The following is a 12,205-nucleotide window of genomic DNA, read 5'->3' on the forward strand; positions in this document are numbered from 1 at the left end:
CAAACGCCCCTCTCTGCCAGGCAGAGAGGGGCAAATCAGCAACGACTTATTCAGCAGCGTCAGGCGTGGTCACCGCGACAGCTTCTTCAGCCTGCGGCTTAGATTCTGTCGCTTCTTTGATGCTCAGACGTACACGGCCCTGGCGATCAACTTCCATCACCTTAACCGGTACTTCCTGACCCATCTGCAGATAGTCGGTCACTTTCTCAACGCGCTTATCAGCGATTTGTGAAATGTGAACCAGACCTTCTTTACCGCCGCCGATTGCAACGAAAGCGCCGAAGTCAACGATACGGGTCACTTTACCACTGTAAACGCGGCCCACTTCGATCTCTGCGGTAATCTCTTCGATACGACGAATCGCTTCTTTCGCTTTCAGACCATCAGTCGCAGCGATTTTCACGGTGCCGTCATCTTCAATTTCAATCGTTGTGCCGGTCTCTTCGGTCAGTGCACGAATCACTGAGCCGCCTTTACCGATCACATCTTTGATCTTGTCAGAGCTGATTTTGATGGTGTAAATGCGTGGTGCGAATTCAGAAATCTCAGTACGCGGCGTGCTGATAGCCTGTTCCATAACGCCCAGAATGTGCAGACGCGCACCTCGGGCCTGGTTCAGCGCTTCCTGCATGATTTCACGCGTGATGCCTTCGATTTTGATGTCCATCTGCAGCGCGGTGATACCTTCACGGCTACCGGCTACTTTGAAGTCCATGTCGCCCAGGTGATCTTCATCGCCCAGGATGTCAGACAGAACAACAAACTTCTCATCTTCTTTCACCAGACCCATTGCGATACCGGCAACGGCGGCTTTGATTGGCACGCCTGCATCCATCAGCGCCAGTGAGGCACCGCAGACAGAGGCCATTGAAGAAGAGCCGTTAGATTCGGTGATTTCAGAAACAACACGAATGGTGTAAGGGAAATCTTCCGCTTTAGGCATTACCGCTAACACGCCGCGCTTCGCCAGACGACCGTGACCAATCTCACGACGCTTCGGCGAACCTACCATGCCGGTTTCGCCGACAGAGTATGGAGGGAAGTTGTAATGGAACAGGAAGCTGTCGGTACGTTCGCCCATCAGCTCATCAAGGTTCTGCGCATCGCGGGTCGTACCCAGCGTTGCAGTAACCAGTGCCTGCGTCTCACCACGGGTGAACAGTGATGAACCGTGTGTACGTGGCAATACGCCAGTACGCACGTCCAGACCCCGGATCATATCTTTTTCACGACCATCGATGCGTGGCTCGCCATTCAGGATGCGAGTACGAACGACGGTTTTTTCAAGGCTATGCACGATGTCGCCGATTTCTGAACCATCCAGCGTTTCATCTTCAGCCAGCAGCGCAGCGATGGTTTCGTCTTTAATGACGCCAACCTGGGTGTAACGCTCCTGCTTGTCAGTGATGCGGTAAGCATCGCTGATGCGCGCTTCTGCCAGGGCAGCAACGCGAGAAATCAGTGCGGTATTGGCCGCTTCTGGCTGCCAGTCCCAGCGTGGTTTGCCCGCTTCAGCAACCAGGGCATTGATGTTTTCGATAACAATCTGCTGCTGGTCGTGACCAAAGACCACGGCGCCCAGCATCTGCTCTTCTGACAGGATCTCAGCTTCAGATTCAACCATCAGAACGGCATTCTGCGTACCGGCAACCACCAGATCCAGACGAGACTGTTTCAGCTCATCTGCGGTTGGGTTCAGGACATATTGATCGTTGATGTAACCAACACGCGCAGAACCAATTGGGCCATTGAACGGCAGACCAGAAAGCGCCAGTGCAGCAGAAGCACCGATCATGGCAACGATGTCCGGATGAACCTGTGGGTTCACAGAGACAACAGTGGCGATAACCTGAACTTCGTTAACAAAACCTTCCGGGAACAGCGGACGAATCGGGCGGTCAATCAGACGCGAAATCAGGGTTTCGCCTTCGCTTGGACGGCCTTCACGACGGAAGAAGCTGCCTGGGATACGACCAGCAGCGTAAGTACGCTCCTGATAGTTCACGGTCAGTGGGAAGAAATCCTGACCTGGTTTAGATTTTTTCTGACCTACTACAGTGACGAATACTGCAGTATCGTCCATGCTCACCATAACAGCGGCTGTCGCCTGGCGAGCCATCATGCCGGTTTCCAGCGTGACGGTATGTTGACCATATTGGAATTTGCGTACGATCGGATTCAGCAAAATCAAAGTCCTTAACTTCGGGGCATGGCTATCTGTAGCCCGCCATTGATTACCAATCTTCAGTTGCATCCTCGCGACTAATGACAACCCTCGACCGCCCCTGCGGTAAAGCCTCTCATTAGCCGCGCGAAATTCTGCAAACTAAAGATCACACTAAGCAACAATACATCAGTTTGGTCCGGATTGCTGCCGATTGCTCGAAAAAAGGGGCCATAAAGGCCCCCTCTTCACGAAACTCGCACAAATCTGATCGTAAGCTGCACAGAGTGCAAAAGCCCGCATAATGCCCCGACGATCAGATTCTTCAGACTTAGCGACGCAGACCGAGACTTTCGATCAGGCTGCTGTAGCGTGCAACGTCTTTACGCTTCAGGTAGTCCAGCAGCTTACGACGCTGAGATACCATGCGCAGCAGACCGCGGCGGCTGTGGTGGTCTTTTTTGTGCTCAGAGAAGTGACCCTGCAGATGGGTAATCTGCGCGGTCAACAGGGCAACCTGAACTTCAGTTGAACCGCTGTCGTTAGCACCACGGCCATATTTAGCAACGATCTCTGCTTTAGCTTCTACGCTTAGAGACATAATAAACTCCAGTAATAAATGAATGTATGGGTGCCGATCTCTAATTCAGCATCCCGCTTTAAAGCCGCGCTATTCTACTCTGCGCCCGATAGCAACGCAAATGCCCCATCAGCGAAAAGTGAACGCCTGGCTCAATCCTGATACTCAACCACTAAACGACGTGGCGCAAGCCGGCCATCGTCGGCAATTTCTGCCATACCGATAAACTTACGCGCTTCGCCTTCCGATACCCTTACCAGCCCCTGCGCAGGCGCATTGCTGGCCTGTACCGGCTGTCCCTGGCGGAAGAAATCTGCCACGGCAGGCGGGATATTCACTTCAGGGAAATCAGAGGCGGGACTGTCCATTGGCAACAACAGCGGATCGAGCTGCGTTTCCAGTGGAATGCCGGCTTCTGTGGCTTCCGCCAGCAGGGTGTTGAGCTGTTCCAGCGTCACCATCCTTTCATACGGATAACGGGCAACCTGAACGCGACGCAGCATAATCACGTGCGCACCGCATCCCAGCTTTTCGCCCAGGTCATCGATGATGGTGCGGATATAGGTGCCTTTGGAGCAGTGAATTTCCAGCTCCAGCTCGTTATCCTGCCAGCGAATAAATTGCAGCTCATAGACAGTGATGGGGCGCGGTTCACGCGCAATCTCAATGCCCTGACGCGCATATTCATACAGAGGACGTCCCTGATGCTTCAGTGCCGAAAACATAGAAGGCACCTGCAGCGTTTCGCCGCGGAAGCTCTCCAGAGCACTGTCCAGATCGGCCTGACTGAAGCTGACCGGACGCGTCTGCACGATGTTGCCATCGGCGTCTGACGTGTCGGTCCGCTCGCCCAGTCGGGCAATCACGCGATAGCGTTTATCGGAATCGAGCAGATACTGCGAAAACTTCGTCGCTTCACCCAGGCAGATCGGCAACATGCCGGTAGCCAGAGGATCCAGCGCGCCGGTATGTCCTGCGCGATTCGCGTTAAAGATACGCTTCACTTTCTGCAGGACATCATTCGACGAGACGCCTTGTGGCTTATCCAGCAACAACACGCCATGGACGTCGCGACCGCGACGACGCGGACGACTCATTACGCCTCCTCGTCATCGCCAGTGGCGTCCGGACCACGGCGCTCAGTATCGTTCTTCACGACGCTGGTGACGAGATTGGACATGCGCATCCCTTCGACTAACGAGTTGTCGTAGAAGAAAGTCAGCTCAGGCACGATACGCAGACGCATCGCTTTGCCCAGCAGAATGCGGATATAACCTGACGCTTCTTTCAGCGCTTTCAGGCCATGTTTAATCGCTTCTTCATCTTTGTCGTTGAGGAAAGTCACGAACACTTTTGCGTAAGCGAGATCGCGTGAGACTTCAACGCCTGATACGGTGACCATCATGCCAAGACGTGGATCTTTGATCTCACGCTGCAGGATCATCGCAATCTCTTTTTGCAGCTCTTGTGAAACGCGCTGCGGGCGACCAAATTCTTTCGCCATCATTATTTCTCCCAAATAATTCGGGAGGCCAGAGGCCTCCCAAATTGCAACACATCAGCAGTCTATTACTCGATGGTGCGTTTAATTTCGATGATTTCAAACACTTCGATCATATCGCCAACGCGAACGTCGTTGTAGTTCTTCACGCCGATACCGCACTCCATGCCGTTACGCACTTCGTTGACGTCATCTTTAAAGCGACGCAGAGATTCCAGCTCGCCTTCGTAAATTACCACGTTGTCACGCAGGACACGGATTGGATTGTGACGCTTGATGTTACCTTCCGTCACCATACAACCGGCAATCGCGCCAAACTTCGGTGATTTGAACACATCGCGCACCGCAGCCAGACCGATGATCTGCTGTTTGTACTCTGGTGCCAGCATGCCGCTCATCGCCGCTTTAACTTCGTCAATCAGGTTATAGATGACAGAGTAGTAGCGCAGATCCAGGCTTTCTGCGTCAATGACGCGACGCGCAGAGGCATCGGCACGAACGTTAAAGCCAAGGAGGATGGCGTTAGAGGCAGCAGCCAGGGTCGCATCGGTTTCGGTAATCCCGCCCACGCCTGAACCCACAATCTTCACCTTCACTTCGTCGGTGGAGAGTTTCTGCAGGGAGTCGGAGATTGCTTCCACAGAACCCTGAACGTCAGCTTTCAGAACGATGTTCAGTTCAGACACTTCGCCTTCGGTCATGTTAGCAAACATGTTCTCGAGCTTAGATTTCTGCTGGCGAGCCAGTTTAACTTCGCGGAATTTGCCCTGACGATAGAGCGCAACTTCACGTGCTTTCTTCTCGTCACGTACCACGGTCGCTTCATCACCCGCAGCCGGCACGCCGGACAGGCCCAGAATCTCAACCGGGATAGATGGACCCGCTTCCATGACTTCGCGACCCAGTTCGTCACGCATTGCACGAACGCGGCCATATTCGAAACCACAAAGAACGATGTCGCCTTTGTTCAGCGTACCTTCACGTACCAGCACGGTGGCAACCGGACCACGACCTTTGTCGAGGAACGATTCGATCACCACGCCGCTCGCCATACCTTCACGGATAGCGGTCAGTTCCAGCACTTCCGCCTGTAGCAGGATAGCGTTTAACAGGTCATCAATGCCGGTACCCGCTTTCGCAGAGACATTAACGAACATGTTTTCGCCGCCCCACTCTTCCGGAATGATACCGTACTGAGTCAGTTCGTTTTTAACACGATCCGGATCCGCTTCTGGCTTATCGCACTTGTTCACTGCAACCACAACCGGCACTTTAGCGGCTTTGGCGTGCTGAATAGCTTCGACAGTCTGTGGCATCACGCCATCGTCTGCTGCAACCACCAGGATAACGATATCGGTCGCCTGCGCACCACGTGCACGCATCGCGGTAAACGCGGCGTGGCCCGGGGTATCCAGGAAGGTAACCATACCGTTGTCGGTTTCAACGTGGTAAGCACCGATGTGCTGAGTAATACCGCCCGCTTCGCCAGAGGCGATTTTAGTGGAACGGATATAGTCCAGCAGGGACGTTTTACCGTGGTCGACGTGGCCCATGATGGTGACAACCGGAGCACGAGACTCCTGCGCAGCATCAGTATCACGATCGTCCATTACCGCTTCTTCCAGCTCGTTCTCACGACGCAGGGTCACTTTGTGGCCCATCTCTTCGGCAACGAGCTGTGCAGTTTCCTGGTCGATGACCTGGTTGATGGTCGCCATGGCGCCCATTCTCATCATCGCTTTAATGACCAGAGAACCTTTCACCGCCATTTTGTTAGCCAGTTCGGCTACGGTGATAGTTTCGCCAATCACAACATCGCGGTTAACGGCCTGCGCTGGCTTGTTGAAGCCCTGCTGCAGTGCGCTAGGTTTGCGATGCTTGCCGCCTTTACCACCACGAACCTGCGCACGCGCTTCTTCACGGTCAGTTTTGGCTTCAGAGTGTTTGTTGCCTTTTTTCGCCGGACGCGCAGCTTTAGCAGTAGTACGCGCACGCGCACGACCTGCTTCAACCTGACGGTCGTTTTCATCTTCCGCCTGACGGGCATGGGTCGAAGTGGTGACGTGATAGTCGCCTTTATCCTCTTCTTCCGGTTTTTCCCATTCAGCTGATTTCTCTTCAGCCAGACGGCGGGCTTCTTCTGCTACGAGGCGGGCAGCCTCTTCAAGCTTACGGCGGGCTTCTTCTTCAGCTTTACGCTTCAGTTCGGCAGCTTCAGCTTCGCGACGGGCTTTGTCTGATTGCGCAGCCCTGGTCACTTCGTCGGTAGGTTGATTTGTCACTTTTTCATTTTCCGCTGCTGCACGTTTGGCCTTGTCAGCGGCTTCGCGCCTGGCTTTATCTTCGGCTTCACGTTGCGCTTTCTGTTCAGCTTCGCGACGGGCTTTTTCTTCAGCCTCGCGTTGCGCCTGCTCTTCCGCTTCACGCTGCGCCTCGGCTTCAGCTTCTGCCTGAGCTTGCTCAGCCTCTGCATCACCCTTCACATAGGTACGCTTTTTGCGGACTTCAATTTGCACCGACTTACTTTTACCCCCGGTGCCTGGAATATTCAAGGTGCTGCGCGTTTTACGCTGCAGCGTCAGCTTAGCTGAACCGACCTGACCGTGTTCACGGTTCAGATGAGATAGTAAGGTTTCTTTCTCTTGCTGGGTCACCGCGTCATTTTCAGACTTAGGGATCCCCGCATCAGCAAATTGCTGTACCAGGCGATCGACCGGAGTCTGAATTTCTGCGGCCAGCGATTTTACGGTTACATCTGTCATGCTGTTCCTTCCTGTTATTACGCGTCATCGCCGAACCAGCAGATATTACGTGCGGCCATAATCAGCGCGCCGGCTTGTTCATCAGACATGCCTTCAATATCCGTCAGATCGTCAACACCTTGCTCAGCGAGATCTTCCAGCGTGCAAACGCCTTTCGACGCCAGGCGGAACGCCAGCGCACGATCGAGGCCTTCAAGATTCAGAAGATCCTCAGCGGGCTCCTGATTTCCAAGACTCTCTTCTTTCGCCAGTGCCAGGGTGGTTAACGCATTTTTTGCTCGTTCACGCAGGGCTTCAATGGTCTCTTCGTCGAGGCCGTCGACTTCCAGCAGCTCGTTGATTGGCACGTATGCCAGCTCTTCCAGCGAGGAGAAGCCCTCTTCCACCAGTACGGTGGCGAACTCTTCGTCGATGTCGAGATGTTTAGTGAACATATCGATCGCTGCATGTGCTTCAGCCTGATGCTTAGCCTGCAGATCATCGACGGTCATCACGTTCAGCTCCCAGCCACTCAGCTGTGAAGCGAGACGCACGTTTTGGCCGTTACGGCCGATCGCCTGAGCCAGATTGCCAGCTTCTACGGCGATATCCATGGTGTGGTTATCTTCATCAACCACGATTGACGCCACATCGGCCGGAGCCATGGCGTTAATAACAAACTGCGCCGGGTTATCGTCCCACAGCACGATATCGATACGCTCGCCGCCCAGTTCACTGGAAACTGCCTGAACACGCGCGCCGCGCATGCCCACACAGGCACCCACCGGATCAATACGTTTGTCGTTGGTTTTGACTGCAATTTTAGCGCGCGAACCCGGATCACGGGCAGCGGCTTTAATTTCAATCAGTTCTTCGCCAATTTCTGGCACCTCGATGCGGAACAGTTCAATCAGCATTTCTGGTTTAGAACGCGTCACGAACAGTTGCGCGCCACGCGCTTCCGGACGTACAGAGTAGAGTACGCCACGAATACGGTCGCCTGGACGGAAGTTTTCACGCGGCAGCATATCTTCGCGCAGAATCACCGCTTCGGCATTGCTGCCTAAGTCGAGGGAGATGTTGTCGCGGTTAACTTTCTTCACCACGCCCGTGATAATTTCGCCTTCCTGCTCACGGAACTGATCAACCACCATTGCGCGCTCAGCTTCGCGCACTTTTTGCACGATAACCTGCTTAGCGGTCTGGGTGGTGATACGGTCAAAGGTGACCGATTCAATCTGATCTTCGACATATTCGCCCAGATTGAATGCTTCATCTTCGAAGCGGGCCGCATCCAGCGTGATCTCGCGCGTCGGCTGTGTCACCTCTTCTACGATTTCCCAGCGGCGGAAAGTATCGAAATCGCCACTGCGGCGATCAATGCTGACGCGTACCTCAATTTCCTGCTCGTACTTTTTCTTGGTCGCAGTCGCCAGCGCGCTCTCCAGCGCTTCGAAGATTTTCTCACGCGGCAGGGCTTTTTCGTTAGAAACGGCTTCTACAACAGCTAAGATCTCTTTGTTCATCCTGGTTAGCCTCAATCCGGACTTTTAAAAGTGGGGGACCAGGTTCGCTTTCTGAATATTACTCAGTGCGAACACTTCATCGCTACCCTCAACGTGCACCGTGATCATCTCGCCATCAATTGACTTAATGGTTCCCTGCCATTTACGGCGGTTCTGAACGGCCATACGCAACACCAGACTCACTTCTTCACCCATAAAGCGGGTGTAGTGTTCTGCAGTGAACAGAGGACGATCGAGTCCCGGTGAAGAGACTTCTAGGTTGTAAGGGACCGTAATGGGATCTTCAACATCCATTACCGCACTTACCTGGTGGCTGACATCGGCGCAATCATCGACATTGATGCCATCTTCACTATCAATATAGATGCGCAGGATAGATGTGCGACTACGAACGAATTCAATTCCAACCAGTTCGTAACCCAGCGCTTCTACGGGAGCCGATACCAACTCTGTCAATTTTTGCTCTAATGTGGACAAGCCCACCCCCAAGACATAAAAAAAGGGCCTATAGCCCAGTATTACGATTCGCTAATAACAAAAAACCCCGAATATTCGGGGCTTTTAATCACTGGACCCTGTATGCCGCAATGCGGCCCGGACTCCATCCAAAGAATTTTCTTTCAAAAAATAACCGTGAATGCGTCCGTCGATGCATACAGTATATTTGAAAAAGAACTCAAAGGGAAAATTGGTTGCGGGGGCCGGATTTGAACCGACGACCTTCGGGTTATGAGCCCGACGAGCTACCAGGCTGCTCCACCCCGCGTCCGAAAACGTGGCGAATAATACGCCAGACCTGCATAAAATGCAAGGGATACTGCTATTTGGTACCGAGGACGGGACTTGAACCCGTAAGCCCAATCGGGCACTACCACCTCAAGGTAGCGTGTCTACCAATTCCACCACCACGGCACTGCACTGACCACAACGATTCGTTGTGCTGACGACCTTACTTAGGAATATCGCTGCCCGGCGTTACCGGTTGAGCTGGCTTTTCAGTCTGTTGAGAAGACTGCGCCGGCGCAGAAAGATTTTCCCACTCGCTTCCTTTAGACGCTTTATTGCTGTTCAGATTACCCAGAACCAGGCTGATGATGAAAAACAGCGCTGCTAAGATGCCGGTTGTACGAGTCATGAAATTACCTGAACCCGAAGAACCAAACACCGTACCGGATGCGCCTGCACCGAATGAGGCTCCCATATCAGCGCCTTTGCCTTGCTGCAGCATGATCATACCCACGAGGGCGATAGCTACAATAAGGAAAACTACTAAAAGAGCTTGGTACATATCATCCTGTTCCTTGCACGGTAATCGTACAGTTAAAGCTTCAACCAGTATTGATGGGGAGTCTCGTCATCACCCATCAGAAGCGGGTGTGAATACTAACCAAAGGCGCATATCTCTGCAAGTGCAATTTTTACTACCCATACTGTTTGCAGAAAAAAACGCCATCCCGGTGATTTTACAGGCAGTTCAGCACCCTGCAGACCGCCTGTTACGGTTTTAAACGGCCTTGACCTGGTCGGCGATGCGATTCGCCAGTTCGGTAACCTGCGCCTCATTTTCGCCTTCGACCATGACACGAATCAATGGCTCAGTACCTGATTTACGCAGCAGAACGCGTCCGCGACCCGCCAGCGCTTTTTCCACTTCGGCCGTGACAGCTTTTACCGCGTCACTCTGAAGCGGATCATGTTCGCCCGCAAAGCGTACGTTAACCAGGACCTGCGGCAGCATCTTCATGCCACTACAGAGATCGTGCAGGCTCATGTGGTTACGCACCATCGCAGTGAGCACTTGCAAACTTGCAACGATACCGTCACCGGTTGTGGTTTTATCCAGCAGGATCACATGACCGGAGTTCTCTGCACCGAGACGCCAGCCCTTCTCCTGCATCTTCTCCAGTACATAACGGTCACCGACTTTGGCACGGGTAAACGGAATGCCAAGCTGTTTCAGCGCTAACTCCAGCCCCATGTTACTCATCAGCGTACCCACCACGCCGCCGCGTAACTGTCCCTGACGCAGGGCTTCACGCGCAATGATGTAAAGAATCTGGTCGCCATCAACTTTGTCACCCAGATGGTCAATCATCATGATGCGATCGCCGTCGCCGTCGTAGGCCAGGCCGATATCAGCCTTCTCTGCCAGCACGCGCTGCTGCAGCAGTTTGAGGTCGGTGGCACCGCACTCTTTGTTGATGTTCATGCCGTCTGGCTGGACACCGATAGCAATCACCGTCGCGCCCAGTTCACGCAATACATTCGGCGCAATGTGGTAGGTGGCACCATTGGCGCAGTCGACCACAATTTTCAGGCCATTCAGATTCAGTTCGCTGGGGAACGTCCCTTTGCAGAACTCAATGTAACGCCCTGCGGCGTCGACGATGCGGCTGGCTCGGCCTAACTGCGCTGATTCAACGCAGGTAATCGGCTTTTCCATCTCCAGCTCAATCGCCTCTTCGACGTCATCGGGCAGTTTGGTGCCCTCGGACGAGAAGAATTTAATCCCGTTGTCGTCAAACGGGTTATGTGAGGCTGAAATTACAATGCCTGCCTCTGCGCGGAAGGTACGGGTCAGATAGGCGATGGCTGGCGTCGGCATCGGGCCGGTAAAGGCGGCCGTCAGGCCCGCCGCGGCGAGGCCGGCTTCCAGCGCCGACTCCAGCATATAACCAGAGATACGGGTATCTTTACCGATGATGATCTTCTTTGAACCGTGGCGCGCCAGCACTTTACCTGCGGCCCAGCCCAGCTTCAGGACGAAATCGGGGGTGATGGGTGCTTCACCGACTTTGCCACGAATGCCGTCTGTACCGAAATATTTACGATTACTCATGATACTCCTTTTGCTCTTCGGGTCGCTTCGACCACGCGCATCGCTTCAGCCGTCTCTTTTACATCATGGGCGCGAATAATCTGCGCGCCCTGCATAGCAGCAATCACCGCGCAACTCAGGCTGCCGGTTAAACGCTGTGACGGGCCGACGTTTAACAGCTGGCCAATCATCGATTTACGCGACATCCCCACTAACAGCGGCAGGCCGAAGTGGTGAAAATCGCCAAGATGAGCCAGCAGTTCATAATTGTGGCTGAGATTTTTACCGAAACCGAAGCCCGGGTCGAGTATCAGACGCTCTTTTTTAATGCCCGCTGCTTCGCAGCGCGCTATCTGCTGAGCGAAGTAAGTGTCCACTTCGCTTAAAATATTTTCGTAAACCGGTGCCTGCTGCATGGTGCGCGGTTCGCCCTGCATATGCATTAAACAGACGGGCAGCCCGGTCGACGCGGCGGCTTCCAGTGCTCCGGGTTCGGAAAGTGAACGCACGTCGTTAATGATGTGAGCACCTACTCGCGCGGCTTCCCGGATGACGTCAGCTTTAGAGGTGTCCACTGAAATCCAGACTTCGAAACGCTGGGCAATGGCATCGATGACCGGAATCACCCGCTCCAGCTCCTCCTCCACACTCACTTCATCCGCGCCAGGACGGGTTGATTCCCCGCCCACATCGATGATGGTTGCACCTGCATTGACCATCTCATTGGTATGCGTTAGCGCATCAACCAGCGCGTTATGCTTTCCACCATCTGAAAAGGAGTCCGGCGTGACGTTAAGAATGCCCATCACATGTGGAAAAGATAAATCGAGATGGGAATCACGGGCGAACAACTTCATAGCGGAAACTCCTTGCTG

Annotated in this window: 10 protein-coding genes and 2 tRNA genes; all 12 read right to left on the reverse strand. The window is 53.7% G+C overall.

All coding sequences use genetic code 11. The annotated features are described in order from the left end of the window. Positions 1–46 precede the first annotated feature (46 nt). The gene (pnp, locus tag HFD87_RS15545; protein ID WP_010251767.1) at positions 47–2,185 is read right to left on the reverse strand and encodes a polyribonucleotide nucleotidyltransferase; all 2,139 of its coding nucleotides are present in this window, start codon (positions 2,183–2,185) and stop codon (positions 47–49) included. A 310-nt stretch (positions 2,186–2,495) separates the two neighbouring features. Continuing rightward, positions 2,496–2,765, reverse strand: coding sequence for a 30S ribosomal protein S15 (rpsO, locus tag HFD87_RS15550; RefSeq protein ID WP_003851063.1), 270 nt, complete (start codon positions 2,763–2,765; stop codon positions 2,496–2,498). A gap of 131 nt (positions 2,766–2,896) precedes the next feature. Further along, a complete protein-coding gene (gene truB / locus HFD87_RS15555; protein ID WP_061901826.1) occupies positions 2,897–3,841 on the reverse strand; it encodes a tRNA pseudouridine(55) synthase TruB in 945 nt (314 codons plus the stop codon). After that, entirely contained in the window at positions 3,841–4,248 is a 408-nt protein-coding gene (rbfA, locus tag HFD87_RS15560; RefSeq protein WP_010251785.1) for a 30S ribosome-binding factor RbfA, read from the reverse strand. Before rbfA ends, truB begins: the two co-directional genes overlap by 1 nt. Before the next feature lie 65 nt (positions 4,249–4,313). Further along, positions 4,314–7,007 (reverse strand): translation initiation factor IF-2, encoded by a 2,694-nt coding sequence (gene infB / locus HFD87_RS15565; protein ID WP_010251789.1) that lies wholly within the window; start codon positions 7,005–7,007, stop codon positions 4,314–4,316. A gap of 17 nt (positions 7,008–7,024) precedes the next feature. Then, positions 7,025–8,512: a transcription termination factor NusA gene (nusA, locus tag HFD87_RS15570; protein WP_010251792.1), complete on the reverse strand. Its 1,488-nt coding sequence runs from the start codon at positions 8,510–8,512 to the stop codon at positions 7,025–7,027. A 24-nt stretch (positions 8,513–8,536) separates the two neighbouring features. Next, positions 8,537–8,989, reverse strand: a complete 453-nt coding sequence (gene rimP / locus HFD87_RS15575) for a ribosome maturation factor RimP (RefSeq protein ID WP_167423632.1) — start codon at positions 8,987–8,989, stop codon at positions 8,537–8,539. A gap of 212 nt (positions 8,990–9,201) precedes the next feature. Continuing rightward, positions 9,202–9,278 (reverse strand) — tRNA-Met (locus tag HFD87_RS15580). 59 nt (positions 9,279–9,337) lie between these two features. Continuing rightward, positions 9,338–9,424, reverse strand: a tRNA-Leu gene (locus tag HFD87_RS15585). A 37-nt stretch (positions 9,425–9,461) separates the two neighbouring features. After that, entirely contained in the window at positions 9,462–9,800 is a 339-nt protein-coding gene (gene secG / locus HFD87_RS15590) for a preprotein translocase subunit SecG (protein ID WP_010251798.1), read from the reverse strand. A gap of 216 nt (positions 9,801–10,016) precedes the next feature. After that, positions 10,017–11,351: a phosphoglucosamine mutase gene (gene glmM / locus HFD87_RS15595; RefSeq protein WP_010251799.1), complete on the reverse strand. Its 1,335-nt coding sequence runs from the start codon at positions 11,349–11,351 to the stop codon at positions 10,017–10,019. Continuing rightward, the gene (gene folP, locus HFD87_RS15600; RefSeq protein WP_010671999.1) at positions 11,348–12,187 is read right to left on the reverse strand and encodes a dihydropteroate synthase; all 840 of its coding nucleotides are present in this window, start codon (positions 12,185–12,187) and stop codon (positions 11,348–11,350) included. The genes glmM and folP overlap by 4 nt, the downstream gene beginning before the upstream one ends. Positions 12,188–12,205: the final 18 nt, after the last annotated feature.

It is taken from the genome of Pantoea sp. EKM21T (assembly GCF_011800405.1).
In the GTDB taxonomy this organism is placed as follows: Bacteria; Pseudomonadota; Gammaproteobacteria; order Enterobacterales; family Enterobacteriaceae; genus Pantoea; species Pantoea agglomerans.

Excerpts from the sequence above, each read along its gene's own strand:
- rpsO (WP_003851063.1), bottom strand. The coding sequence starts at position 2,765 with ATGTCTCTAAGCGTAGAAGCTAAAGCAGAGATCGTTGCTAAATATGGC.
- truB (WP_061901826.1), bottom strand. The coding sequence starts at position 3,841 with ATGAGTCGTCCGCGTCGTCGCGGTCGCGACGTCCATGGCGTGTTGTTG.
- rbfA (WP_010251785.1), bottom strand. The coding sequence starts at position 4,248 with ATGGCGAAAGAATTTGGTCGCCCGCAGCGCGTTTCACAAGAGCTGCAA.
- infB (WP_010251789.1), bottom strand. The coding sequence starts at position 7,007 with ATGACAGATGTAACCGTAAAATCGCTGGCCGCAGAAATTCAGACTCCG.
- nusA (WP_010251792.1), bottom strand. The coding sequence starts at position 8,512 with ATGAACAAAGAGATCTTAGCTGTTGTAGAAGCCGTTTCTAACGAAAAA.
- secG (WP_010251798.1), bottom strand. The coding sequence starts at position 9,800 with ATGTACCAAGCTCTTTTAGTAGTTTTCCTTATTGTAGCTATCGCCCTC.
- glmM (WP_010251799.1), bottom strand. The coding sequence starts at position 11,351 with ATGAGTAATCGTAAATATTTCGGTACAGACGGCATTCGTGGCAAAGTC.
- folP (WP_010671999.1), bottom strand. The coding sequence starts at position 12,187 with ATGAAGTTGTTCGCCCGTGATTCCCATCTCGATTTATCTTTTCCACAT.